The organism is Enterobacter sp. 118C5 (assembly GCF_034107645.1).
Taxonomy (GTDB): Bacteria; Pseudomonadota; Gammaproteobacteria; order Enterobacterales; family Enterobacteriaceae; genus Enterobacter; species Enterobacter nematophilus.
Map to the genome: position 1 here is coordinate 268280 of NZ_JAWNEU010000003.1, position 26361 is coordinate 294640.

The following is a 26361-nucleotide window of genomic DNA, read 5'->3' on the forward strand; positions in this document are numbered from 1 at the left end:
GTTGGCTTCACCTGTTCACCCCGGTCACTTACTTATGTAAGCTCCCGGGGATTCACAGGTTTGCCGCCTTCCTGCAGCGCGAAATACTTAGGGAAAAGCGTCGTGCCTTTATTCCCTCTCCCCGTGGGAGAGGGTTAGGGTGAGGGCATCAGGCCGCACTACACCACCCACTCTCCCCCTTCAGCCCCGTTCACCCGCAGCGTACGTTTTTCCCCTACAGGCAGCGACACCTTCAGCGCCTTCCACGCCGGACGATAATCCCCGCGCGCGTTGACCTTCAAATTGATGGTTGTACCGTCGCACACCATTTCCCACTCCACCCACAGCGCATTGCCGTTCTGGTAGCCCCAGCTTTCGCCGTCGTCTTCAAACAGCAGCCCGGAGGTTGTGCCCACGCCTTTCACCGGGAACAGCTTCAGTTCGCGGGTATTGTCTTTTTCAGCGGAGACGTGGGTAATGCGCTCGCTCAGCGGCAGACCGGCACCGGCGCGCACCAGCAGCGGCAGTTTTTCCAGCGGCGCGTCGAGAACGATCGACTGGCCGCCCGCATACCACGCGTGAGTGTAAAAATCGTACCAGCCGGTGTCGTTATCCGGCAGCCACACGCGGCGCTCGCGCTGCCCGGCTTCAACGACGCTTGCCACCAGCAGGTCGCGGCCCAGCAGGAAGTCATCGCACTCTTCGAAGGTCTGCGCGTCGTGCTCGTGGTCGAGGAAGGTCGGGCGCAGCATCGGCTCGTCGTCGGCGTGCGCCTGCCAGAGCAGGGTGTAGAAGTACGGCAGCAGGCGATAGCGTAGCTCAATCGCGCCGCGAATGGCTGGTGTGACGCCCGGGTACATCCACGGCTCGTTCACGGTGTGGTCATCGTTCCACGAGTGAATGGTAAAGCGCGGGTGCATCACGCCGTTCTGCACCCAGCGCACGAACAGCTCGGCGTCCGGCTTGTCGCCGGAGAAACCGCCCACGTCGTGGCCGACGTTGAACAGCCCGGACAGGCTCATGCCCAGCCCCATGCGGATGTTATAGCGCAGGGTGTCCCAGTTAGTGCGGTTATCGCCGCTCCAGGTCTGGACGTAGCGCTGCATCCCGGCGCAGCCGGAGCGGGAGATGAGATACGGACGTTTTTCCGGCGCGAAACGCTGCTGCGCTTCCAGCGAGGCGCGCATCATCAGCAGCGGCATCACCGGGCGAATGTGCTTGATGGCGATCTCTTTGCCGAAGCCGTAACAGCGCGCTTCCCCGTCCCACACTTCATACTCGTTGTTGTCGTTCCAGGTGGAGTCGATACCCATCTCCAGCAGCTGGGTAGTGACGCCGTTCTGCCACCACTGCACCGTCTGCGGGTTGGTAAAGTCGAGGTGCGAGCCTTCGTCATCCCAGAAGCTGGAACGTTCAGGCGCGTCGGTTTCTGAATCACGGATGAACAGGCCGCTCTCCGCCACTTCGCTATAGCGCGGATGATCCTGCAGCAGGCACGGCTTGATGTTGGCCGCAAGCTTCAGCCCCGCGTCGTGGAAGGCCTGACTCATCACCTTCGGCTGCGGCACCTTGTCATAGTTCCAGTTGAAGACGTAGCGCTTGCCGTTGATGGAGGTATAGCCGGAGGAGAGCTGGAACGAGTCGCATGGAATGGCGTGCTCTTCGCACAGGCGGATGAAGTTCATCAGCTGGTTTTGCGCGTCCGGCGCGTCGGTGTAGTGCATGGTCGAGCCGCTGTAGCCCAGGCTCCACTTCGGCCCGAACAGCGTTTTCCCGGTCAGGCGCACGAAGGCTTTGGTCACGTCCAGCAAGCGCTTGCCGGTAAAAATGTAGTAATCAATATCGCCCGCTTCCGCCTGCCAGCGGCGGTAGGCGGTGTGGTAGTTGTCGATTTCGTTGCCCAGATCCAGCCAGCAGCTGCTCAGGTTGTCGTAGAACAGGCCGTAGCTCACATCGTCGCGGCGGGCGATAGTGAACGGGATGTGCTTGTAGAGCGGGTCGGTGCTGGCCGCGTTGTACCCCATTGCGTCGAGGTTGCGCATCTCATAGCGCTTGCCGTTGCGCTGCAGATCGCCCGCTTTCTCGCCCAGGCCGTAGAAACGCTCGTCCTTGCGGCGGCTCAGATAGTGCGCCACGCCGTCGCCGTGGGCGTTCAGCAGGTAGGCGCTGGTCGGGCGGTCGTTGACCAGCGGCTGCCACTCGCCTGCGTCATTGCGGTAGTGCCACTCCATCCACAGCGGCTGGTGGACGGTCACGCGCAGCTGCTCCGTTGCCACCGTCACTGCGTCATCCTGCTGCGTCAGGGTCCATGCCGGGCAGGAGAAACCGCTTAAGTCGTCACGACGGCGTCCTTCCCACGGCACGTCTTTTTCCGGCGCGATGCTCCAGGTGCGGTCCAGCGCCAGCTCGCCTTTGCGCTTAATCAGCACGCGGAACAGGTTCTCTTCCAGCACATACAGGCACAGGCGGTGCTGGTTATCCACCAGCAGCTCAAGATGGTTTGCCGACTGCGTGTCAACGGTCCAGTTTTTCAGGGTTTTCATATGCAATACATCCACTATCAGGCGCGCTTGGCGCGACGTTCAGCAATAAATGCTACCAGGAAGAGAGCGCCAATCAGGTCAAAGAAGCCCATGGCAATAAAGAGCGGGTTAAAGCCGATCTTGTCGGCGGTCACCCCGATTAACAGCGAGAACAGGAAGCTGGCGATCCACGCCGCCGAGCCGCGCATGCCGTTGACGGTCGCCATCTGGCCTTTGTCGAACGACTCCACGACCAGGGCGCTCAGCATGCAGGAGATGATCTGGTGCCCGAAGCCGCCGATGGAGATCAGCACGATGGTGATATACGGATCGCGGGTCACGGCGACGATGGCCAGAGAAATCATCAGGAACGCGCCGGTGACGGAGCTTGCGACGACCGAGTTCACGCGGGAGCAGCCGAACCAGCGGGTGTACAGGCGCGTCAGGTAGCCGCTTGCCACGCTGCCGAGGTCGGCGGCGAGGAACGGCAGCCAGGCAAACATCGCAATCTGCTTCAGGTCCATGCCGTGCTCTTTGGCGAGGTACAGCGGCACCCAGAAGCTCAGCACTGCCCAGGCGGGTTCTGCCATAAAGGCCGGGATGGCGATACCGTAGAAGCGTTTGTTTTTCGAGACGGTTTTCAGCGCGGTCAGGAAGGGCAGCTTGACCGGTGCGGGTTCGTTATCCTGTTTGATAAACGCCAGCTCGTCCTTACTCAGGTTCGGGTGCTGCTCCGGGTTGTGGTAAAACGCCCACCAGAGGATCACCCACAGCAGCGCCAGCACGCCGGTAAACATAAACGCGCCCTGCCAGCCGAACGACGCGTGAGCAAAGTAGATGATAGGCGGGGCCAGCATCGCGCCGATGGAGAAGCCCACGCCCGCCCAGCCGGCGGCAACGGGGCGTTCGGATTTCGGGAACCATTCGCCGATGGTTTTGGCGTTCGCCGGAGTGGCGGCGGCCTCAGAAGCCCCCATAAAGAAGCGCAGAATTGCCAGGTGCAGCCAGCTTCCGGCGCCCGCGTGGAAGATACACATCAGCGCCCAGATCCCGGCGCAGACCATAAAGCCAATCTTCAGGCCGATAACGTCAATCAGCCAGCCGCACAGGGGCTGGAAAATGGTGTAGGCAATCTGGAACGCGCCGACTATCCAGGAGTACTGCTCGGTGGTGATGCCGAGGCTCTCTTTCAGCTCCGGGGCGAGGATCCCGAGCGAGTTTCGGGTAATGTAGTTAACGGTGACGCCAAGTAAGAACAGCACCAGCACGTACCAGCGCAGGTTCTTGATGACGCGACGGGTTTTGCTTGTCGCAACGGTGTTATTGATGTCCTGACTCATTTTACTCTCCACAAGACGGACGGTAAGGGGACGGAGGTTCAGGTGTCACACAGATTGTTATGCCTTTGATTTCTATCCGCTTAGAATGCTTAAGTTGCTATACAACTAGTATGGAAGCTGTGTGACAAGTTCACCTTAGGGAAGAAAATGAGAGGGCAAAAGTGGATTTTGTGCAAAATTTCTCATAACTGACGCAAACCCTCTGGCATGATGGCCTTTATGTCAGCTATTGCCTGACGAATACGCTATGAAAAATTTTTCATTTCGCAAATGGAGCCAGATCACAAAATGGACAAAAGGCTAAAAATCACCGAAATCGCGGCCCGTACGCAGCTCTCCATCAGCACGGTTTCCCGCGTGCTGGCAGGCAAAGCGAATACCAGCGAAAAGGCGCGGGCTAAGGTGCTGGCGTGCGCGCGAGAGCTGGGGGTGATGGACGGCATGGCGGCAGGGCGTCTGCTGCTTAACAGCCTGGTGGTTTTTGCCCCTCAGCGTGCCTTCGACGAGCGGTCCGACATCTTTTACTATCGCGTGATCCAGAGCGTGAGCAAAGGGCTTGCCTCGCACGAGGTTCGGCTGCGCTACTGCGCGCTGGAGGAGAACGACAGCGACGCCCAGATTTTTCTGGCACGCATGAACGAGCCGGATACCCAGGCGGCCATTCTGCTCGGTATCGACGATCCGCATATCCACGATCTGGCGGTGGACGTGGGGAAACCCTGCATGCTGATTAACTGCCGGGACCGCCGCATGCGCCTGCCTGCCGTCGCCCCGGATCATCGCGCCATTGGCGAGCGGGCGGCGGAGTACCTCTTCGAGATGGGGCACCGCGAGGTGATGAACGTGCTGTGCCTGCGTCGCTACACCATGGAGCTGCGCCTGGCGGGGATCCGCGACGCGTGGCACGCCCATAATCTCAGGTTTAACGACAGGCGCGACCTGCTGGTGGTGCCAAGCTTCAGCGCCAGAGAGACGGAGCAGCTGGTAAGCGAGTGGCTTAAACAGCAGCAGGGAAAAGACCTGCCGACGGCGTTTCTGGTAGGCGGGGACTTTATGGCGGCAGGCACCATCAGCGCGCTGCAAAATCACAGTCTGCGCGTGCCGCAGGACGTCTCGGTCATGAGCATCGACGGCTTTAATCTGGCGGCGATTCAGGATGTGCCCTTAACGGCGGTGCATGTTCCCCGCGACGAGCTGGGAACGGAAGCGGTGCATATGCTCCAGCAGCGGCTGATGCGCCCGGACGCGCCGGTAGGGACACTGCTGCTAAACGGCACGCTGGCCGTGCGGGAGTCGGTACGGCGGATACGTCAGGGGAAACGACGCACCGCCGTGGAGCGGGAAGGGCTGTACGACAGTTAAGCCATGCCCAGCGCGCGCTTGCCGTGGATGTTGAGATCGTTCACGGTAAAGCGGTCCTGCCAGCTTTTTTCATAATCCTCGCGCGGGAAGTCTCCCGGCGACGCGCCGGTTTCCAGCGCTTCCTTGACCTTTTTCGCGTAGGCGAGGTTTTTCTCGCACATTGGCGCGGCGGGGATGTACATCACGTTGCCCCAGCCCTGCTGATTTTCCACCGGCGCGACGGAGTGGATCACGTCGCAGTGCCACCACACGGAATCGCCCGCCTCCAGCGCCGGAATGCTGGTCAGCGCCTCGACAAGCAGCGGGTGCCATTTCTCGGAAATCGGCAGCACGCGCCCCGGCGCGACGCCGCAGAGTTCATCTTCCGGCACGTCGTCCAGCAGCGGACGCAGCAGTATATAGGCCATCGCTTCCGGGATCGGCACCACGTGCAGCAGCCCCTGGCCGGGGATCATGTCCGACAGCGCCGTCCAGCCCTGGAAGGTGCGGAACACTGAGCACTTGGTGGTGTTATCCACGGTGTACTCTTCCACTTCGGTGCGGTGCGCGGCGTTCCACGGATCGTATTTCTCGACGTTGCCGTCAAACACGCGGGCAAACACCTGCTGATAGGCCGGCAGCAGCCAGCGCTCCAGCGCGCCGGAGTCGGTGTGCGCGCCCAGCCCTTTTGAGGTGGTTCCCGGCGGGCGGCGGCGGATGCGGTCCGGGTAAATCACGCTCACGTCCGGGTCGAACCACCGTTTGCCGTTGCTCTCGAATGTCCATAAACGGTTCAGAAACGACTGCACCTGCGCCATCTCTTCACTCTGGCGCGCCTGCATTTGCGCCTGGGACCAGTAAATGGGGTAAATCTCCGGACGGGAGGCGGTTAAGGTGCCGAAGAAGTTGTCGCCCGGCCCTTTGTACACCTCGTCAAACTTGTTCAGGTCGAGGTAGTCGAGCATCGACCGATCCCACGCCAGCGCCTGCTCGCGCGGGAAGTGACCTTTAATCACCGCGCAGCCGCGGCGCTTAACGGCCTCGCGCTGTGCGTCGGTAATCGTGCCGTTTTTCACATCTGCAAACGGAATCACCGGCCAGACGGATTCACCTTTGTTTTTAAGGGCGTTGATCTCCGCCACGCGGGTGGCAATTTTATCGCTGAGCTTATTAAACACCGCCTGCACGTCGCCGATCTGCGCGCGTAACTCACGTTTTAACTGACGGATTGCCGCTTTGTGGTCCGCTGGCAAGGTTTCACTGGTAAAGGTCATAGCTGCCTCGCATCTTTCATTCGAAAGTAAAAATGTCTACAAGTGATACTTTAAGTTAAAAATAAGTTAATGCAAGTTTAAAAACTTGACGCAAGCCACAGGACGGAAAAAGAGTGAGAGGCCGGAGCGAGGCTCCGGCGAGGAAAGGATCAGACGTCGAAAGGAGAGTGGTTGTCGAGCACGGCTTGAATCACGTTCAGCGCGCCCTGATGGTTGTTGTCGTCGGTGCTGTAGCGGCTGATTTCTTTAATGCTCTGCGCCGCGTTGCCCATGGCAAAAGAGTATTTTACCAGCTTCAGCATCTCGGCATCGTTGCCGCTGTCGCCAATGCCGACGCACTCCTGTGGGGAGATTTTCCAGCGTTTCAGCAGGCGGCTAATGCCGTTGGCTTTGTGCAGGCCGGGGATAATCAAATCGACAAAACCAAAGCCGCTGGTAACCGGCTTCATGATGCCTTCCAGGGAGACGTGCAGTTTATCGACCAGGTTGGGGATATCGCTGTCCGGCAGGTTCAGGGAGAACTTAAACAGCACGTCGTCAATTTCGCGGTAATCGCTGATGCGCTTTAAGCGGTGATAGTGCTTTGACATCAGCGCCACGAAGGCGTCCGGGGCTTTGTCGCTCACGTAGGCGCTCTCCAGACCGCAGGCTACAAAGTTCAGCCCTTTGTCTTTCAGCAGTTCGCCAATAACGATCTGCGACTCATGGCGGGTCAGCTCGCCGTGGAACACCTGTTCGCCGTGGTCGAACACCAGCGCGCCGTTTTCCGCCACGAAGGAGATCTGATCTTTCAGCTCGGGGAAGAAGGAGATGAGCTGGTAATACTGGTTGCCGCTGGCGACAACGAATTCGATACCGCGGGATTTAAGCTGCTCAAACTGTGCCTGGAAGCGGTCACGATCGTACTGCTTGGCATCATCAAGGAAAGTTCCGTCCATATCGGTGACGATAACTTTAACGGTCATACTGTGCTCCTGGGTCACTGCGTTTTGAAACATTCTAATAACAAGGTGACGGGGAGCACAAATTTATTTCGAATGAAAGTCAGAAAGCCGGGTGGCGGCTTCGCCTTACCCGGCCTACGGGGAGAATTGTAGGCCCGGTAAGCGCAGCGCCACCGGGCGTTTTTTTACAGCGTATGCTCAGTACGCGCAATAATATCGTCCTGCGCATCCGGCGACAGGGCGGTGAAGAACGCCGAGTAGCCCGCCACGCGCACGACCAGGTCGCGATACTGGTCCGGGTGTTTTTTCGCTTCCAGCAGCGTTTCGCGGGAGACAATGTTGTACTGAATATGCCAGCCCTTATGCACCTCGAAGAAGGTACGCAGCAGCACCATCAGCTTCTGGCGATCGCTGTCGTTTTCCAGCGTCGACGGGTTCAGCTTCTGGTTTAGCAGCACGCCGCCCAGGATCGCCTCGGTAGGCAGTTTACCGACCGAGCCGATCACCGCCGTCGGGCCGAGGTGGTCCGTACCGGAGGCCGGGCTTGCCCCTTCCGCCAGCGGGGTATGCGCCTTACGTCCGTCCGGGGTCGCCATCGTTGCCGCGCCAAACGGCACGTTTGCGGAAATCGAGGAGGTGCCAGCATAGTAGTTACCGCCAATCGGGCCGCGGCCGTAGCGCGGGTTGTGGTACTGCTTCAGCTCCTCGAAGTAGGTCTGGTAGGCGCGCGTCAGCAGCATGTCCACGCTGTCGTCGTCGTTGCCGTACTTCGGCGCGCCGTTGATCAGACGCTGACGCAACTGCTCGTGGGTCAGCCCGTCGAAGTCATCCGCCAGGGCGGCCGCCAGCTGCTGCTGACCGATAGCGCCCTGCTCAAACACCAGCTTTTTCACCGCCGCCAGGCTGTTGCCAAGGTTGGCGATACCCACCTGCAGGCCGGAGACCCAGTCATACTTCGCGCCGCCCTGCTTGATGCTTTTCGCACGCTCGATGCAGTCGTCCACCAGCGCCGAGCAGAGAATGTCATGGACGTTCTCCTCCAGCATGGTGTCCACCACGTACTCGATCTCGATGGATTTGCGGGTGTAGTAGCGGATCTGGCTGTCCCACGCCGCCATCACTTCCTCGAAGTTATTGAAGTTGCCGGCAGAGAGCGCTTTCTCCTGCGGCAGGAACACCTTGCCGCTGGTGGCGTCGCGGCCGCCTTCCAGCGCGGCGAGCATCACGCGGGCAAAGTTGATAAAGCTCATGCCGGTGCAGCGGTAGCCCCACTTGCCTCCCACCGCGGTTTCGATACAGCCGATGGCCGCGTAGTCATAGGCGTCGTCGCGTTCAACGCCGAGCTTGATGAATTCCGGGATCACGATTTCATCGTTGTTGAACGCCGGCATCCCGAAGCCGCAGCGGATCACCTGCACGCAGGCGTCGAGGAAGTCGTTGCTCATGCCCGCGTGGTAGCGCACGCTCAGGTTCGGCTGGGTGGAGCGCAGGCGACCGCAGGACTCCAGAATCGCGTAGGAGAGCGGGTTGACCGCGTCCATCGGCTCACCGTTGACCAGCTTCTGGCCGCCGATGGTGACGTTCTGGTACAGCGGGCTACCGGCGGAGGCCTTGGAGTGCGAGCCGGAGCGGATCTTGTTCACTTCCAGCAGCTTCAGCCAGCAGCTGTGCAGCAGCTCGATGGCGTGCTCGCGGTCCAGGCTCTGGTCCAGCTCCACGTCGCGGCGGTAGAACGGGTACAGGTATTGGTCCATACGCGCGAAGGAGACGGAGTGGCCGTTGGACTCAATCTGCAGGATCAGCTGAATGAAGTAGCACAGCTGCAGCGCCTGCCAGAAGGTTTTTGGCGGCTCGTGGGCAATCACGTCGCAGTTTTCCGCCATCGCCAGCAGCTCGTCGCGGCGGCTTTCGCGGGTTTCCGTAGACGCCATCTCACGCGCCAGGTCGGCGAAGCGTTTGATGTGCAGGCTGACGGCTTCCAGCACGATATCAATTGCCTTCAGGAACTGATCGCCGTGCAGGTCTTCCAGCACCGTCAGGTTGATGCGCGAGCGGCGCTCGGCCACTTTGGCGCGCAGGCCGTCGAGACCTTTTTCCAGCACCAGCGGGAAGTTCACAGCCAGGTGCGCGTCGCCGGAGGTCATATTGCCTTCGGCTTTAATGATGCCGGTTTCCAGCAGGCCTTTCTGCTCGTCGGTGAACATGCCGTAGCAGCGGTCCTGCACCGTCTGGCCGCGCCACCACGGGCAGATTTCATGCAGCACGCGCTTGTTCTCTTCGCTCACCGCAAAGCCCGCGCCCGGACGGTCCGCCAGATCGTCAATCTCTTTCTCAATCCAGGAGACGGTGTATTCCGGGAAGATCGGCGCGGCGCGCACTTCGCTTGCCTGGTTGCCGATAATCAGCTCGTCGTGCTTGATCCAGATGGTACGTTCCGCCAGGTGATGCGCCAGCGCCAGGGCGCGACGCACCGGGATCGGTTTGTCCATGTGCTGCTGGTACATTTCGGTGTAATGCTGCGCGCGCTCGGTGCAGACCGGCGGCTTGACGATATGCACCAGCGCCATTTTATGCGCTTTAATACGTTCGCTGAGAGTGTTGAGATTCAGGGTGGTCATAGGTTTATCCTCGTAAGGTCGCGGTTAACCCTTTCTGGCAGGCGTACTGCTGCGCGAAGTCCAGCAGGGCAGGGTTATCCAGCGGTTTGTCAGGGGCAGAGTAGGGTTGGCCGAGCAGGGTATATTTGTTCATGCCCAGCGTGTGATACGGCAGAAAATGAATATCGTCGACGCCAAGTTCATCGGCGGCGAAGTTGGTAATGGCGGTGATGGACGCTTCATCAGCGTTAAAGCCCTGGATCAGCGGCACGCGAATGGTGATCTTTTTCCCGGCGGCGGCGAGGCGCTTCAGGTTGTCCAGGATCCGTTTGGCCGAGCCGTCCGTCCACTGCTTGAACACTTCACCGTCGACGTGCTTCAGGTCGGCGAGGAACAGATCGACGTACGGTAATGACGGCTCAATATAGTGCCACGGCACGTGAAGGCAGGTTTCCACGGCGGTGTGGATCCCCTGTTCGTGGCTGGCCTTAAACAGGGCGTGCGCCAGCGCCGGGTTCATAAACGGTTCGCCGCCGGAGAGGGTGATCCCGCCGCCGCTGCGGTCGTAGAAAGGTTTGTCGCGCAGCACGGTGGCCATTATCTCGTCCACCTGCTGCTCTTCACCGCAGACGGTAAGCGCCTGCGTCGGGCAGCAGTCGGTGAGGGCATTAAGCGTCTCTTCACTCAGCTTTTCGCGGTGGATAACCAGGCCATTGAGCGCGCGTTCGATACAGCCCGGCGCCGCCAGCTGGCACAGGTCGCAGCCTTCCAGACACAGGCGTGCGTCAAACAGCACGTCCCGGCTGCGGGAGCGGCTTTCCGGGTTCTGGCACCAGCGACAGCCCAGCGAGCAGCCTTTCAGGAACACCACGGTTCGAATACCGGGGCCGTCGTGAGTGGAGTAACGCTGAATATTGAAGATCATACTTTTGCCCTCAGGTTGCATATGAAGATTAAATTACTTTCGAATGAAAGTTATCTTGATGCAGGTCAACTCTTGAGCAGGTTTTATCGTGCTAGGGTAAGTGCAGGCTAATTTTGAGGGTGACATCATGGAACTTTATCTCGACACATCTGACGTTGCGGCAGTCAAAAAGCTGGCGCGTATCTTCCCGCTGGCGGGCGTGACCACCAACCCAAGCATTGTGGCGGCAGGTAAAACGCCGCTCGACGAGCTGCTGCCCGCGCTGCATGACGCGATGGGCGGTAAGGGTCGTCTGTTTGCACAGGTAATGGCAACCACCGCCGAAGGGATGGTGGAAGACGCGCGCAAGCTGCGCGCTATCATTAACGACCTGGTGGTGAAGGTGCCGGTGACCGCGGAAGGGCTGGCGGCCATTAAAATGCTGAAAGCGGAAGGGATCCCGACGCTGGGCACGGCGGTGTACGGCGCCGCGCAGGGGATGCTGTCAGCCCTGGCGGGAGCAGAGTATGTCGCCCCTTACGTCAACCGCGTGGACGCGCAGGGCGGGGACGGGATTCAAACCGTGATTGAGCTGCAGCAGCTGTTGACGCTGCACGCGCCGCAGTCAAAGGTGCTGGCCGCGAGCTTCAAGACCCCGCGTCAGGCGCTGGACTGCCTGCTGGCAGGGTGCGAGTCCATCACGCTGCCGCTGGACGTGGCGCAGCAGTTTATTACTTCCCCTGCGGTGGATGCGGCGATCGTGAAGTTTGAGCAGGACTGGCAGGGGGCGTTTGGACGGACGTCGATTTGATGGGTGCGGCCTGATGCCCTCACCCCAACCCTCTCCCACAGGGAGAGGGAGCAAACACTAAAACGGCAACCTTAAGGTTGCCGTTTGCTTTAACCTCCACAAACCTCACACCCCGGATTACGCATCAGCTTCATCTCGCGGAACTGGCAGGTCATCGCGTCATACATCACGATTTTCCCCGCCGCTGGCGTGCCGTAGCGCGCCAGGACTTTGATCGCTTCCATCGCCTGTAACGAACCAATTACGCCAACGAGCGGCGCCATCACGCCCGCCTCGACGCAGGTGAGTGCATTCTCGCCGAACAGGCGGCTCAGGCAGCGGTAGCAGGGTTCACCGTCGGCGTAGGTAAAGACGCTGATTTGCCCCTCCATACGGATGGCCGCGCCGGAAACCAGCGGGGTTTTATGGGCAAAACAGCCCGCGTTCAGCTGGTTACGAATCGCCACGTTGTCGGTGCAGTCCAGCACCAGGTCGTGCTGCACAATCTGCGCGGACAAGGCGTCGTCATCCAGCATGGCGTCAATCAGGGTGAATTCACAATGAGGGTTAATGCGCGCCAGCGCCGTGCGGGCGGATTCCACTTTTGGCTGGCCCACCGTCGCGTCGCAGTGCAGCGTCTGGCGCTGCAGGTTGGACACCGACACGGTATCGAAATCCAGCAGCGTCATTCTGCCAACGCCCGCTGCGGCAAGGTACTGCGCGGCCGCGCAGCCCAGCCCGCCGAGACCGACGACCAGCACATTGGCTGCCTTAAGCGCTTCCTGGCCCTCAAAGTCAAACCCGCGCAGCACGATCTGGCGGTTGTAGCGCATCATCTCCTGGTCGCTCAGCTCCACCGTCATGTTAGCCTCCGAAAAGGTGGTTAAAGCGCTCGACCTCAACCCATTCACCTGCTTCCACGCTGCCGCGCTCGCGCTCCAGCACGATAAAGCAGTTGCCCTGGCTGAAGGAGCTGAAAATATGCGAGCCCTGGTGGCCGGTGGTGCTCACTTCAAGCTCGCCGTCCGCGTTGCGCGCCAGAATGCCGCGCTGGAAATCGAGACGGCCCGGTGATTTTTTCAGACGCGTGGCGGCACGCACGCGCAGGCGTTCCGGTAGCGGGCTGGCTTTGTTGCCGGAAAGCTTCGCCAGCAGCGGGATCGCCAGCTGGTAGAAGGTGAGTGCCGCAGAGACCGGGTTACCCGGCAGGCCGCAGAACCAGCTGTGCGGAAGCTTGCCAAAGGCGAATGGTTTACCCGGCTTGATCGCCAGCTTCCAGAAGGCGATTTCGCCCAGCTCTTCAAGAAGGGTTTTGGTGTAATCCGCTTCGCCAACCGATACGCCGCCGGAGCTGATGACTACGTCGGCGGCATTATCCGCCTCGATAAACGCGGCGCGCAGTTTTTCCGGATCGTCTGGAATAATGCCGAGGTTAATCACCTCGCAGCCCAGCTGCTCCAGCATCAGGTGCACCGCCAGACGGTTGGTATCGTAAATCTGACCATCCTGCAGCGGCTGGCCCGGAAGCTGCAGCTCGTCGCCGGTGGAGAAGACCGCCACGCGGACCTTACGGAAAACGTCGACTTCGGCGATGCCGAGCGATGCCAGCACCGGCAGTTCACCTGCCGTCAGCTTCTGCCCGGCGGCAAAGACCGTTGCGCCAAGGGTAATGTCCTCGCCGGTACGGCGGATATTCTGACCCGCTTTGACGCTGGCGGTAAAACGCACCCCGTCGTCGGTCTGTTCGGTCTCTTCCTGCATCACCACGGCGTCGCAGTCAGCCGGAACCGGCGCGCCGGTCATAATGCGCACGCAGGTGCCCGCCGGCCATTCGCCGCTAAACGGCTGGCCCGCAAAGGCTTTACCCGCCACCGGCAGGGCGTTGTCCGTCTGGAGATCCGCCAGGCGCACCGCGTAACCGTCCATCGCGGAATTATCGAACCCCGGCACGTTCATCGGCGAGACGATATCGCGCGCGGCAATACGACCAAAACAGCGCACAAGCGGCAGCGTCTCAACGTCATGCAGCGGAGAAATACGGTCAAGCATCTGCGAGAGTGCCGTCTCAAGCGGCATAAGTCCGGCGGTAAAATCCATGGTGGGCTCCTGCGGAGTAACAACGAAAGCGTCCATTATGGCAGAAAAGTGCGGCTAACTGTATGACCCGATGGGTGTACGCTTTACATCACTGTTGCGTCTTTCTATATTCAAAAATCATCTGAAGTTTCATCGACGATAATGATATTTATAGAAAAAGCCGCGAATCAGGCTAACGGGTGATGCGAATGGTTAATGCGGTAATCGCAATTCATGGCGGCGCAGGGGCAATCACCCGTGCACAGCTCAGTCCCGAGCAGGAAAAACGCTACATTGACGCGCTGTACGCCATTGTGGAAACGGGCCAGAAAATGCTGGAAGCGGGCGAGAGCGCGCTGGATGTGGTCACCGAGGCGGTGCGTCTGCTGGAAGAGTGTCCGCTCTTTAATGCCGGAATCGGTTCGGTCTTTACCCGGGATGAAACCCACGAGCTGGACGCCTGCGTGATGGACGGCGTCACCCTGAAGGCGGGCGCCGTGGCGGGCGTGAGCCATCTGCGAAATCCGGTGCTGGCGGCGCGTCTGGTGATGGAGGAGAGCCCGCACGTTCTGCTGGCGGGCGCCGGGGCGGAAAAATTTGCCTATGAGCACGGAATGGAACCGGTATCGCCGGAGCTGTTTTCCACGGAAGAACGCTATCAGCAGCTGCTGGAAGCCCGTACGGCGGGCATGACGCAGCTTGACCATGCTGCGCCGCTGGATGAAACCACCAAAATGGGCACGGTCGGCGCGGTGGCGCTTGATAAAGCCGGCAACCTCGCGGCGGCCACGTCAACGGGCGGCATGACCAACAAGCTCCCCGGACGCGTCGGCGACAGCCCGCTGCCGGGCGCGGGCTGCTATGCCAATAACGCCACGGCAGCGGTGTCCTGTACCGGCACCGGGGAAGTGTTTATTCGCGCCCTCGCGGCCTACGACATCACCGCGCTGATGGATTACGGCGGTTTAAGCCTGAGCGAGGCCTGCGAGCGGGTGGTGATGGAAAAATTACCTGCCCTGGGCGGCGTCGGCGGGCTGATTGCGGTCGATCGTGAGGGCAACGTGGCCCTGCCGTTCAACAGCGAAGGGATGTATCGCGCCTGGGGTTACGCCGGTGATGAGCCGAGCACGGGCATCTATCGTGAATAAGGGGGCAGCGCGTGCCGCACACTGAAGAACTGGACAACCGCGAGGTACTGGCTGTCCATCAGCTGAATATTGCGTTTCAGGAAGAGCGGCAGTTCATCCCCGCAGTACAGAATTTATCGTTCTCGCTCAGGCGCGGCGAGACGCTGGCGATTGTCGGCGAGTCCGGTTCCGGTAAATCGGTCACCGCGCTGGCGCTGATGCGCCTGCTGGAACAGACGGGCGGGCAAATCAGCAGCGAGAAAATGCTCCTGCGCCGCCGTAACCGTCAGGTCATCGATTTAAACGAGCTAAGCGACGCGCAGATGCAGGGCGTGCGCGGGGCGGATATCGCGATGATCTTCCAGGAGCCGATGACCTCGCTCAACCCGGTTTTCCCGGTCGGGGAGCAAATTGCCGAGTCCATCCGGCTGCATCAGGGGCTGAGCGGCGATGAGGCGCTCAAAGAGGCCCGACGGATGCTGGAGCTGGTGCGCATTCCAGAGGCGCAGGCCATTCTGGGGCGCTACCCGCATCAGCTTTCCGGCGGCATGCGCCAGCGGGTGATGATTGCCATGGCGCTCTCCTGCCGTCCGGCGGTGCTGATCGCCGATGAGCCAACGACGGCGCTGGACGTGACGATTCAGGCGCAGATCCTGCAGCTCATCAAAGTGCTGCAGCAGGAGATGGAGATGGGGGTGATTTTCATCACCCACGATATGGGCGTGGTCGCCGACATCGCCGATCGGGTGCTGGTGATGCACAAGGGCAATGCTGTGGAAACCGGCGCGGTCGAGCAGATTTTCCATGCTCCCGTGCATCCTTACACCAAAGCGCTGCTGGCGGCGGTGCCGCGCCTTGGGGCGATGAACGGCAGCGATTTGCCGCGCCGCTTTCCGCTGATTTCCCTGGAGGCGACAGAGCCGCAGGAGGATGAACGCGAGCAGGACACCGTGGTGCCGGGCAAACCGATACTCGAAGTGCGCAATCTGGTAACCCGCTTTCCGCTGCGCAGCGGAATTTTCAACCGCCTGAAGCGCGAAGTGCATGCGGTGGAAAACGTCAGTTTCGATCTCTGGCCGGGTGAAACGCTGGCGCTGGTAGGGGAGTCCGGCTGCGGGAAATCCACCACCGGGCGGGCGCTGCTCCGGCTCGTGGAGACGCAGGAGGGGACGATAACCTTTAACGGTGAACGTATCGACACCCTGCCGGATAATAAATTACAGGCGGTCCGCCGGGATATTCAGTTTATCTTCCAGGATCCGTATGCCTCTCTCGACCCGCGCCATACGGTAGGGTACTCAATTATGGAGCCGCTGCGGGTGCATAACCTGCTCGACGGCGAGGCGGCGCAGCGTCGCGTTGCCTGGCTGCTGGAGCGCGTTGGCCTGAAGCCGGAACACGCCTGGCGCTATCCGCACGAGTTTTCCGGCGGGCAGCGGCAGCGTATCTGCATCGCCCGCGCGCTGGCGCTGAACCCGAAGGTGGTGATTGCCGATGAGTCCGTCTCGGCGCTGGATGTCTCGATCCGGGCGCAAATTATCAACCTGTTGCTGGATTTACAGCGGGATATGGGGATTGCCTTCCTGTTCATCTCGCACGATATGGCGGTGGTCGAGCGCATCAGCCATCGCGTGGCGGTGATGTTCATGGGGCAAATCGTGGAGATTGGCCCGCGAAGGGCGGTGTTTGAGAACCCGCAGCACCCTTACACCCGCAAGCTTATTGCGGCGGTCCCGGTTGCCGATCCCGCGCACCGCCACGGCCAGCGCGTGCTGCTGCAGGATGAGATGCCGAGCAACATACGTAAACGCGGCGAAGCCATGGAGCGCGTCACGCTGCGTGAGGTTGGTCCGGGCCACTTCGTGGCTCCCCCGCGCCAGGACAATGCCTTCTCACGGTTATAACTTACAACAGGCAGGAGAACACAATGGTTACATTTGTAGCGCGTAGATGGTTGTTAGCCGCGAGCGTGACGGCAGCCCTGGCCGCTGCCCCCGCGTTCGCCGCCAAAGACGTGGTGGTTGCCGTCGGCTCCAACTTCACCACGCTCGATCCGTACGACGCCAACGACACGCTCTCCCAGGCGGTGGCGAAATCGTTCTATCAGGGGCTGTTTGGCCTCGACAAAGAGATGAAGCTGAAAAACGTGCTGGCGGAGGGTTACACCGTTTCCGACGACGGGCTGGTTTATACCATCAAGCTCCGTTCCGGCGTGAAGTTCCAGGACGGGACAGATTTCAATGCGGAGGCGGTAAAGGTCAACCTTGACCGTGCCAGCAATCCTCAAAACAGCCTCAAGCGCTATAACCTGTATAAAAATATCGCCAGCACCGAGGTCGTCGACCCGGCGACGGTAAAAATCACCCTGAAAGAGCCATTCTCCGCGTTTATCAATATTCTGGCGCATCCGGCGACGGCGATGATCTCGCCCGCCGCGCTGAAAAAGTACGGTAAAGAGATCGGCTTCCACCCGGTGGGAACCGGGCCGTACGAGCTGCTCACCTGGAACCAGACCGATTTCGTGAAGGTGAAAAAATTCGCGGGATACTGGCAGAAGGGGCTGCCGAAGCTGGACACCATTACCTGGCGTCCGGTGGTGGACAACAACACCCGCGCAGCGATGCTGCAAACCGGCGAGGCGCAGTTTGCCTTCCCGATCCCGTACGAGCAGGCCGCCATTTTGCAGAAAAACAGCAAGCTGGAGCTGGTTGCCAGCCCGTCAATCATGCAGCGCTACATCAGCATGAACGTCACGCAGAAGCCGTTCGATAACCCGAAGGTGCGTGAAGCCATCAACTACGCCATTAACCGTCAGGCGCTGGTGAAGGTTGCTTTTGCCGGCTATGCCACCCCGGCGACCGGCGTGCTGCCCCCGGCCATCGCCTATGCGCAAAGCTATCAGCCGTGGCCGTACGATCCGGCCAAAGCGCGCGAGCTGCTGAAAGAGGCGGGCTTCCCGAACGGCTTCAGCACCACGCTGTGGTCGTCGCATAATCACAGTACCGCCCAGAAGGTGCTGCAGTTCACCCAGCAGCAGCTGGCGCAGGTGGGAATTAAGGCGCAGGTCACCGCGATGGATGCCGGACAGCGTGCGGCAGAGGTTGAGGGGAAAGGGCAGAAAGAGAGCGGCGTGCGGATGTTCTACACCGGTTGGACGGCCTCGACCGGGGAAGCCGACTGGGCGCTGTCGCCGCTGTTTGCTTCGCAGAACTGGCCGCCAACCCTGTTCAACACCGCGTTTTACAGCAATCCGCAGGTCGATAAAGACCTGGCCGATGCCCTGAAGACGACCAAACCGGAAGAGAAAGCCCGCCTCTACAAAGACGCGCAGGACATTATCTGGAAAGAGTCACCGTGGGTGCCGCTGGTGGTGGAGAAACTGGTCTCAGCCCATAACAAAGCGCTGACCGGGTTCTACATCATGCCGGACACCGGCTTTAGCTTTGACGATGCGGATCTAAAATAAACCTCATGCTGAATTATGTTTGTAAACGCCTGCTGGGGCTTATCCCGACGCTGCTGATAGTGGCGGTGCTGGTGTTTTTGTTTGTCCATATGCTGCCGGGCGATCCGGCGCGCCTGGTAGCCGGGCCCGAAGCGGATGCCACCGTCATTGAGCTGGTGCGTAAACAGCTGGGCCTCGACCAGCCGCTGTATATGCAGTTTCTGCACTATATGTGCAACGTTCTGCAGGGCGACTTTGGTATCTCGATGGTGTCGCGGCGTCCGGTGTCGGAGGAGATTGCCAGCCGCTTTATGCCCACGTTCTGGTTAACAATTGCCAGCATGGGCTGGGCGGTGGTGTTTGGGCTTGGCGCGGGGATTATTGCGGCCGTCTGGCGCAACCGCTGGCCGGACAAGCTCGGCATGGCGCTGGCGGTGACCGGCATCTCCTTCCCGGCGTTCGCGCTGGGTATGCTGCTGATGCAGATCTTCTCCGTTGAACTGGGCTGGCTGCCGACCGTCGGGGCCGATACCTGGAAGCATTACATTCTGCCCTCCATGACGCTGGGCGCTGCCGTGTCGGCGGTAATGGCGCGCTTTACCCGCGCCTCGTTCGTGGACGTGCTGAGCGAAGATTATATCCGCACCGCGCGGGCGAAAGGGGTCAGCGAGAAGTGGGTCATTCTCAAGCACGGGTTCCGCAATGCGATGATCCCGGTGGTGACGATGATGGGGCTGCAGTTTGGTTTCCTGCTGGGTGGCTCTATCGTCGTGGAAAAGGTCTTCAACTGGCCGGGGCTGGGGCGCCTGCTGGTCGATTCCGTCGAGATGCGCGACTACCCGGTGATTCAGGCGGAAGTCCTGCTTTTCTCGCTGGAGTTTATTCTTATCAACTTAGTGGTGGACGTGCTCTACGCCGCCATTAACCCGGCCATCAGGTATAAGTAAGATGCGATTGTTGAACTGGCGGCGTCAGGCCGTTTTGAACGCGATGCCGGGGCTGAAACCGGAGCATGTCCGCACGCCGTGGTCCGAATTCTGGCGACGTTTTCGCCGTCAGCCGGTCGCGATGGCGGCGGGGCTGTTCGTGCTGGTGCTGATTGCGGTGGCGATCGTTGCGCCGTGGGTAGCGCCGTTTGATGCGGAAAACTACTTTGACTACGACCGCCTGAACGACGGCCCCTCAATGATGCACTGGTTCGGCGTGGATTCTCTCGGGCGCGATATCTTCAGCCGCGTGCTGGTGGGGGCGCAGATTTCTCTCGCCGCCGGGGTAGTCGCGGTGCTGATCGGTGCGGCCATCGGCACCGTGCTGGGGCTCGTCGCCGGGTATTATGAAGGCTGGTGGGACCGCATCATCATGCGCATCTGCGACGTGCTGTTTGCTTTCCCCGGCATTCTGCTGGCGATTGCCGTGGTGGCGATCATGGGGAGCGGTATGGCGAACGTGATTATCGCGGTCGCGGTCTTTTCGATTCCGGCCTTCGCCCGTCTGGTGCGCGGCAACACGCTGGTGCTGAAGCAGCAGACGTTTATCGAGTCCGCCCGCAGCATGGGGGCCAGCGATGCTACCATCCTGTTCAGCCATATTCTGCCGGGGACCGTATCGTCCATCGTGGTCTATTTCACCATGCGTATCGGCGTGTCGATTATTTCGGCGGCGAGCCTGTCGTTTCTGGGGTTAGGGGCGCAGCCTCCGACGCCGGAGTGGGGCGCGATGCTGAACGAGGCGAGGGCGGATATGGTGATTGCGCCGCACGTGGCGATCTTCCCGAGCCTGGCGATTTTCCTGACCGTGCTGGCGTTTAACCTGTTGGGGGACGGACTGCGCGATGCGCTGGATCCGAGGATAAAGGGGTAGTGCTGTCAAATGTGCCGGGTGGCGGCTACGCCTTACCCGGCCTACAACAGAGGGGTGAGATTAAACCCGGCTACCCCACAGGTCATACTCGTCGGCGTTTTCAACCTTCACGCGAATAATATCACCCGGCTTAACGTTGGTTTCGCCGTTCAGGTACACCGCGCCGTCGATTTCGGGGGCATCCGCCATGCTGCGGCCAATCGCGCCTTCTTCGTCCACCTCGTCGATGATAACCATGATCTCACGGCCCACTTTCTCCTGCAGACGCTCGGCAGAGATCTGCTGCTGCAGCTGCATGAAACGGTTCCAGCGCTCTTCTTTCACCTCTTCCGGCACCTGATCCGCCAGCTCGTTGGCGGTTGCGCCTTCTACCGGGCTGTACTTGAAGCAGCCTACGCGGTCAAGACGCGCTTCTTTCAGGAAGTCGAGCAGCATCTGGAAATCTTCTTCGGTTTCACCCGGGAAGCCGACGATGAAGGTGGAGCGCAGGGTCAGTTCCGGGCAAATCTCGCGCCACTGCTTGATGCGCGCCAGCTGGCGGTCAACGGAGCCAGGACGCTTCATCAGCTTGAGGATACGCGGGCTGGCGTGCTGCAGCGGGATATCCAGGTACGGCAGGATTTTGCCTTCTGCCATCAGCGGGATCACGTCGTCAACGTGCGGGTACGGGTAAACGTAGTGCAGACGCGTCCAGATACCGAGCTTAGCCAGCTGCTCGCACAGGCCGACCATGCTGGTTTTCACCGGCTCGCCGTTGTGGAACCCGGAGCGGTGCTTAACGTCCACGCCGTAAGCCGAGGTGTCCTGGGAAATCACCAGCAGCTCCTTCACGCCTGCGTCGGCCAGACGTTTAGCTTCCGCCAGTACTTCGCCAATCGGACGGCTCACCAAATCGCCACGCATGGACGGGATAATGCAGAAGGTGCAGCGATGGTTGCAGCCTTCGGAAATTTTCAGGTAGGCGTAGTGACGCGGCGTCAGCTTCACGCCCTGTTCCGGCACCAGGCTCAGGAACGGGTTGTGCTTTGGTTTTGGCACGTAGTGATGAACATGTTCCAGCACCTGCTCGTAGCTGTGCGGGCCGGTGATCTCCAGCACCTTCGGGTGCACTTCGCGGATTTGGTCCACTTTCGCGCCCAGGCAGCCGGTAACAATCACTTTGCCGTTTTCCGTCAGGGCTTCACCGATGGCTTCCAGTGACTCCTGCACCGCGCTGTCGATAAAGCCGCAGGTGTTAACGATCACCATATCGGCGTTGTCGTAGCTTGGCACCACGTCATAGCCTTCGGTGCGCAGTTCGGTCAGGATGCGTTCGGAATCCACCAGGTTTTTCGGACAGCCCAGGGAGACGAAGCCGATTTTCGGCTGGTGCGTAACATTGCTCATAGGTTAAAAATTCATCAATTATGGAGTTATCAGGGCGGGATTTTACAGCGTATCGCGTGGGATTTATACACTCTTTGCAAGCCGGATGGGCCGGGTAGAGGTTGTAACATTGTAAATAATGTTAATCGGTTAAGAATAATTGATCTCAGGCATTAAACTGTACAAAAAATGAACTTATTCTGAATGTGCAACATGGCTGACAGAGGAGGAAATAGCATGTCCGTTGACAGACTGAAACGCGATCTGCTTAACAAGCTGATCAACGCCCGCATCGACCTGGCCGCCTATCTGCAGCTCAGGAAGGCAAAGGGCTATATGTCAGTCAGCGAAAGCGAACATCTGCGTGATAATCTGTTTGAACTGTGTAATTTCATGCGTGAAAAAGCACCGACCCTGAAGGCGGAATACGATGAATGCGAGCTGATAGCGCTGCGTCGCGCCGCTGAGGTGCTCTCCATTGCAGGGGTATGTTTGATGAACGGACGCCACGACTGCCCGAATTTTATCGCTGTTAACGCGGAGAAGCTTGAAAACTGCCTGACAACGCTCTCTCTTTGCATCATGTGTCTTAACAAGCACGAGACGCTTGCACAGCACTGAGTTCGGGGGGAGGCAACTCCCCCCATCTGATTAAGCTTTTGTAAAAGTGGTAACGCGCCCGGAGGTAATGGCTAATCTTTATGCCATATGCCGAAAAAGGAGCGCGTTATGCCTCGATCCTCGTTGATTTTCCTGCCTGCATTGTTCATTCCGTTTTCGCTTCTTGCTGCGCCAGAGGCGGTAAAGGTTGAGGTGCTGCAAAACCGACTCGATCACCCCTGGTCGATGGCGTTCCTGCCGGGCAATGACGGTTTACTGGTCACGCTTAAGGGCGGGCAGCTCAAGCGCTGGCAGGCCGGGAAAGGGCTTTCCGATCCCATTGTCGGCGTGCCGAAGGTGTGGGCGAACGGCCAGGGAGGACTGCTGGACGTGGTGCTGGCACCGGATTTTGAAAAGTCGCGCCGCGTCTGGCTGAGCTACGCCGAAGCCGGGCATGACGGCAAGGCCGGAACGGCGGTGGGCTATGGCCGCCTGAGCGACGATCTTTCCCGCATCGAGGGATTCCAGGTGGTGTTCCGCCAGATGCCGAAACTCTCTACCGGTAACCATTTTGGTGGGCGACTGGTGTTCGACGGCAAAGGGTATCTCTTTATCGGACTCGGCGAGAACAACCAGCGCCCGACGGCGCAGGATCTGGACAAGCTGCAGGGTAAAGTGGTGCGCCTCACCGAAGACGGCAAAATCCCTGAGGATAACCCCTTTGTGAACACCTCCGGCGTGCGGCCTGAAATCTGGTCTTATGGCATTCGTAACCCGCAGGGGATGGCGATGAACCCGTGGAGCGACACGCTGTGGCTGAACGAGCACGGCCCGCGCGGCGGGGATGAAATCAACGTCCCGGAGAAGGGCAAAAATTACGGCTGGCCGCTGGCGACCCACGGCATCAACTACAGCGGCCTGAAAATTCCTGAAGCCAAAGGCGAGCACGTTGAGGGCGCCGAAAAGCCGCTGTTTGTCTGGAAAGTGTCGCCCGCGGTCAGCGGCATGGCGTTCTACAACAGCGACGTGTTCCCGCAGTGGAAAAACAAGCTGTTTATTGGGGCGCTGAAGGAAAAGGACGTGATCGTGCTGAGCGTGGACGGCAATAAGGTTACGGAGGACGGGCGGATCCTGGGCGACCGGGAGCAACGTATTCGCGATGTGCGGGTGGGGCCGGATGGCTATCTGTATGTCCTGACCGACGAAACGGACGGGCAGCTATTAAAAGTTAGCCCGTCCGGTGCGTAATCAGGTTACCGGGATCATCACCACGTTACGGTACGCCGGGCGCTCGCTAAGCTGCTTAAGCCAGCGGTCAAGGTTAGGGCGCGGCGTCCATTTCAGACCGAGGTTAGTCAGGTTCCAGACGAACGGCGCTACGGCGATATCGCCCACGCCGAACGCCTCGCCGGAGAACCAGGCGTGCTTGGCCAGTTCGTCATCCATCATGGCAAACAGGTTTTCGCAGGCATCCTGCGCGGCATGAATAGCGGGGTAGTCGCGCTCGGCTTTAGGGGTTCTGACTAACCCCATAAGGATCACGCGGTGGGTGGGTGAAAGCGTCTGGTTCGCCCAGTCCATCCACTTCTCACCCTGCGCGCGCTGCGCCGGGTTTTCAACCCACAGTCGGCCAAGACCGTACTGGGCGGCGAGGTAACGCACAATGGTGTTGGACTCCCAAAGCGTCGCGTCTGTTTCGTCATCGCGCAGCAGCGGCACCAGGCCGTTCGGGTTCATCGCCAGATAGTCGGCCTCTTTGTTCACGCCGAACGACATGCCAGCCATGATTTGGTTAAACGGTAAATCCAGTTCCTCCAGCGTCCAGAGCACTTTCTTAACGTTGGTCGAATTGTTTCTGCCCCACAGCGTAATCATATTTACTCCTGATGAGTGTGAATCCGGGTCGGCTTTTTGCCATGGTGAGATAAACCTAACAATTACGCAACAGAAGACAAAAAAATCGCCTGAATCAAAGCGTAAATGAATGTTATTGCATAAACTTTAATAACTTTACCCTCGTTGGGTTTCTTTAACCGTTTTAGTGCGCTATTACTCATCGCTTCTTGCGACACGGTGATGTGACGTAATTTTTGAATGGACACTCGGGTGGCATTTATGACGCGAAAAATGACTTCTCTGCGCAGCCTGGCGGCAGGCTCTGCGCTCCTTTTCCTGTTTGCACCAACACTCTACGCGGCTGAACAGGCTGCGCCCGAAGCGCCGCCTGTGGACGCGCGCGCCTGGATCCTGATGGACTATTCCAGCGGTAAGGTGCTGGCGGAAGGCAATGCGGATGAGAAACTCGATCCGGCCAGCCTGACCAAAATCATGACCAGCTATGTGGTCGGGCAGGCGTTAAAAGCGGGCAAGATCAAGCTGGACGATATGGTCACCATCGGGAAGGATGCCTGGGCGACCGGCAACCCGGCGCTGCGGGGCTCGTCGGTGATGTTCCTGAAGCCTGGCGATCAGGTCTCCGTCTCCGATCTGAACAAAGGGGTAATCATTCAGTCGGGAAATGATGCGTGCATCGCGTTGGCCGACTACGTTGCCGGCAGTCAGGATTCTTTCATTGGTTTGATGAATGGCTATGCGCAGAAGCTCGGCTTAACCAACACCACCTTCAAAACGGTTCACGGCCTGGATGCGCCGGGACAGTTCAGCACCGCGCGCGACATGGCGCTGCTGGGGAAAGCGCTGATCCACGACGTGCCGGATGAATACGCCATCCACAAAGAGAAAGAGTTTACCTTCAACAAAATTCGCCAGCCGAACCGCAACCGCCTGCTGTGGAGCAGCAACGTTAACGTGGACGGAATGAAGACCGGCACCACGGCGGGCGCGGGCTACAACCTGGTGGCCTCCGCGACGCAGGGCGACATGCGCCTGATCTCGGTGGTGCTGGGTACCAAAACCGACCGCATCCGCTTTAACGAATCAGAAAAACTCCTGACCTGGGGCTTCCGCTTTTTTGAAACCGTGACGCCGATTAAACCGGACGCCACGTTCGTCAGCCAGCGCGTCTGGTTTGGTGACAAGAGCGAGGTGAATCTGGGGGCGGGTGAGGCCGGTTCCGTGACCATTCCGCGCGGGCAGCTGAAAAACCTGAAGGCCAGCTATACCCTGACCGAGCCGCAGCTCACCGCGCCGCTGAAAAAAGGCCAGGTGGTCGGGACGATTGATTTCCAGCTAAACGGTAAGTCGATTGAACAGCGTCCGCTGATTGTGATGGAAGCGGTGGAAGAGGGCGGCTTCTTCAGCCGGATGTGGGATTTCGTGTTGATGAAATTCCATAGCTGGTTTGGCAGCTGGTTCAGTTAAACCGGTTTTCTCCCTCTCCCAGTGGGAGAGGGCCGGGGTGAGGGCGTCAGGCCGCACCCCTCTTAATACATTAACTTCACCTGCTGCGCCTTTGCATGGGCCACAATCTCGTCGTCCGGGCGACAATCGCTGACGATGGCGTCAAACTGCGCCAGCTCGCCCATTCTTGCCGAACGCACCTTGCCAAATTTACTGTGATCGACCACCAGCACATGGTACTGCGCGGCATTTAGCGCCCAGTGCTTCACCGGCAGCTCCTCCAGATTAAAGCAGGTTGCACCCTGGCGGACGTTCACGCCTGCGGCGGAATAAAACGCGATGTCCGGGCAGAGATTGCTGAGCGTGTCCTGCAGGTTAAGCGGCTTAAAGATGGCGTTGCTGGCGTGAAACTCGCCGCCGCAGAGGATCACCCGGCACTCGGGTTTCTCCTGAAGCGCCAGAAAGGTGTTCAGGGAGTAGCACACGGCGGTAAAGGGAATGCTGCTGTCGATGGCTTCGATAATCCACGGCGTGGTGGTGCCGCAGTCAAAAAACAGCGTCTGGTGTGGCTGGACCAGCGTGGCCGCAAGGCGCGCGGCTTTGCGCTTCTCTTCAACCAGCCGCGTCTTCTGATCGCTGATCAGATAATGGCTGGCGCTGCGCGGCTCAAGGACGATGTACCCGCCCAGCAGCACCACGGGGGCGCTGTCGCTGTTCAGATCGCGACGGATGGTCATCTCTGAGACGCCGAGGAGGTTGGCGGCTTCCTTCAGATGCAGCTTATCGCTGCGCTTCAGCGCCTGCAGCAGCTGAGCAATGCGGTCATCGCGTCGTGTTTCCATAGTTCCTCGGGATAAAAAAGTGAGCCCCCGCAGGGCGGGGGCTCAGTGTAACCTG

At 59.7% G+C, this 26361-nt stretch carries 21 protein-coding genes; 10 read left to right on the forward strand and 11 right to left on the reverse strand.

All coding sequences use genetic code 11. The features are described from left to right. Positions 1-158: 158 nt before the first annotated feature. Positions 159-2522, reverse strand: a complete 2364-nt coding sequence (locus UTO39_RS08925; protein WP_320726984.1) for a glycoside hydrolase family 31 protein — start codon at positions 2520-2522, stop codon at positions 159-161. A gap of 17 nt (positions 2523-2539) precedes the next feature. Continuing rightward, the gene (locus tag UTO39_RS08930) at positions 2540-3841 is read right to left on the reverse strand and encodes an MFS transporter (RefSeq protein ID WP_320726985.1); all 1302 of its coding nucleotides are present in this window, start codon (positions 3839-3841) and stop codon (positions 2540-2542) included. 288 nt (positions 3842-4129) lie between these two features. Here UTO39_RS08930 and UTO39_RS08935 point away from each other — a divergent pair, with 288 nt between their 5' ends. Further along, on the forward strand, positions 4130-5203 hold the full coding sequence (locus tag UTO39_RS08935) for a LacI family DNA-binding transcriptional regulator (protein WP_320726986.1): 1074 nt from the start codon (positions 4130-4132) through the stop codon (positions 5201-5203). Here UTO39_RS08935 and UTO39_RS08940 read toward each other — a convergent pair. The 4 genes from UTO39_RS08940 to UTO39_RS08955 all read right to left on the reverse strand — a co-directional run bounded on the left by UTO39_RS08940 (position 5200) and on the right by UTO39_RS08955 (position 10922). Next, on the reverse strand, positions 5200-6456 hold the full coding sequence (locus tag UTO39_RS08940; protein ID WP_320726987.1) for a DUF1479 domain-containing protein: 1257 nt from the start codon (positions 6454-6456) through the stop codon (positions 5200-5202). The genes UTO39_RS08935 and UTO39_RS08940 overlap by 4 nt on opposite strands. A gap of 149 nt (positions 6457-6605) precedes the next feature. Beyond that, positions 6606-7421 (reverse strand): Cof-type HAD-IIB family hydrolase, encoded by an 816-nt coding sequence (locus UTO39_RS08945; protein WP_320726988.1) that lies wholly within the window; start codon positions 7419-7421, stop codon positions 6606-6608. A gap of 164 nt (positions 7422-7585) precedes the next feature. After that, positions 7586-10018 (reverse strand): formate C-acetyltransferase/glycerol dehydratase family glycyl radical enzyme, encoded by a 2433-nt coding sequence (locus tag UTO39_RS08950; RefSeq protein ID WP_320726989.1) that lies wholly within the window; start codon positions 10016-10018, stop codon positions 7586-7588. A gap of 4 nt (positions 10019-10022) precedes the next feature. Beyond that, positions 10023-10922, reverse strand: coding sequence for a glycyl-radical enzyme activating protein (locus UTO39_RS08955; RefSeq protein WP_320726990.1), 900 nt, complete (start codon positions 10920-10922; stop codon positions 10023-10025). 127 nt (positions 10923-11049) lie between these two features. Between UTO39_RS08955 and fsa the strand changes: the two genes are divergently transcribed. Further along, positions 11050-11712: a fructose-6-phosphate aldolase gene (gene fsa, locus UTO39_RS08960; RefSeq protein ID WP_151412788.1), complete on the forward strand. Its 663-nt coding sequence runs from the start codon at positions 11050-11052 to the stop codon at positions 11710-11712. Between the two features lie 89 nt (positions 11713-11801). Here the strand turns inward: fsa and moeB are convergent, their stop codons facing one another. Then, the gene (moeB, locus tag UTO39_RS08965; protein WP_320726991.1) at positions 11802-12554 is read right to left on the reverse strand and encodes a molybdopterin-synthase adenylyltransferase MoeB; all 753 of its coding nucleotides are present in this window, start codon (positions 12552-12554) and stop codon (positions 11802-11804) included. Between the two features lies 1 nt (position 12555). Then, the gene (moeA, locus tag UTO39_RS08970) at positions 12556-13788 is read right to left on the reverse strand and encodes a molybdopterin molybdotransferase MoeA (RefSeq protein ID WP_320726992.1); all 1233 of its coding nucleotides are present in this window, start codon (positions 13786-13788) and stop codon (positions 12556-12558) included. A 188-nt stretch (positions 13789-13976) separates the two neighbouring features. On the opposite strand from moeA, the gene iaaA reads away from it, so the two are divergent. Genes iaaA through gsiD form a run of 5 tightly spaced genes read left to right on the forward strand, consistent with a single transcriptional unit; the run spans position 13977 to position 20199 of the window. Then, positions 13977-14915: a beta-aspartyl-peptidase gene (iaaA, locus tag UTO39_RS08975; protein ID WP_151412790.1), complete on the forward strand. Its 939-nt coding sequence runs from the start codon at positions 13977-13979 to the stop codon at positions 14913-14915. A gap of 11 nt (positions 14916-14926) precedes the next feature. Continuing rightward, the gene (gene gsiA / locus UTO39_RS08980; protein WP_266178457.1) at positions 14927-16798 is read left to right on the forward strand and encodes a glutathione ABC transporter ATP-binding protein GsiA; all 1872 of its coding nucleotides are present in this window, start codon (positions 14927-14929) and stop codon (positions 16796-16798) included. Between the two features lie 23 nt (positions 16799-16821). After that, positions 16822-18360, forward strand: a complete 1539-nt coding sequence (gsiB, locus tag UTO39_RS08985) for a glutathione ABC transporter substrate-binding protein GsiB (protein ID WP_061098771.1) — start codon at positions 16822-16824, stop codon at positions 18358-18360. A 5-nt stretch (positions 18361-18365) separates the two neighbouring features. Further along, positions 18366-19286, forward strand: coding sequence for a glutathione ABC transporter permease GsiC (gene gsiC, locus UTO39_RS08990; RefSeq protein WP_061098770.1), 921 nt, complete (start codon positions 18366-18368; stop codon positions 19284-19286). A gap of 1 nt (position 19287) precedes the next feature. Beyond that, the gene (gsiD, locus tag UTO39_RS08995) at positions 19288-20199 is read left to right on the forward strand and encodes a glutathione ABC transporter permease GsiD (protein ID WP_320726993.1); all 912 of its coding nucleotides are present in this window, start codon (positions 19288-19290) and stop codon (positions 20197-20199) included. A 60-nt stretch (positions 20200-20259) separates the two neighbouring features. On the opposite strand, the gene rimO is transcribed toward gsiD, so the two are convergent. Further along, a complete protein-coding gene (gene rimO, locus UTO39_RS09000) occupies positions 20260-21585 on the reverse strand; it encodes a 30S ribosomal protein S12 methylthiotransferase RimO (RefSeq protein WP_320726994.1) in 1326 nt (441 codons plus the stop codon). A 216-nt stretch (positions 21586-21801) separates the two neighbouring features. Between rimO and bssR the strand changes: the two genes are divergently transcribed. Together bssR and UTO39_RS09010 are read left to right on the forward strand one after the other, a co-directional pair. Next, a complete protein-coding gene (bssR, locus tag UTO39_RS09005) occupies positions 21802-22185 on the forward strand; it encodes a biofilm formation regulator BssR (RefSeq protein ID WP_320726995.1) in 384 nt (127 codons plus the stop codon). 108 nt (positions 22186-22293) lie between these two features. After that, complete coding sequence (locus UTO39_RS09010; protein WP_320726996.1) at positions 22294-23412, forward strand: PQQ-dependent sugar dehydrogenase; 1119 nt, start codon at positions 22294-22296, stop codon at positions 23410-23412. Here the strand turns inward: UTO39_RS09010 and UTO39_RS09015 are convergent, their stop codons facing one another. Beyond that, positions 23413-24039: a glutathione S-transferase family protein gene (locus UTO39_RS09015; protein WP_320726997.1), complete on the reverse strand. Its 627-nt coding sequence runs from the start codon at positions 24037-24039 to the stop codon at positions 23413-23415. It abuts the gene before it with no gap. 240 nt (positions 24040-24279) lie between these two features. Between UTO39_RS09015 and dacC the strand changes: the two genes are divergently transcribed. Further along, complete coding sequence (dacC, locus tag UTO39_RS09020) at positions 24280-25485, forward strand: serine-type D-Ala-D-Ala carboxypeptidase (RefSeq protein ID WP_061098765.1); 1206 nt, start codon at positions 24280-24282, stop codon at positions 25483-25485. Between the two features lie 62 nt (positions 25486-25547). On the opposite strand, the gene deoR is transcribed toward dacC, so the two are convergent. Further along, entirely contained in the window at positions 25548-26306 is a 759-nt protein-coding gene (gene deoR / locus UTO39_RS09025) for a DNA-binding transcriptional repressor DeoR (RefSeq protein WP_047368171.1), read from the reverse strand. Positions 26307-26361: the final 55 nt, after the last annotated feature.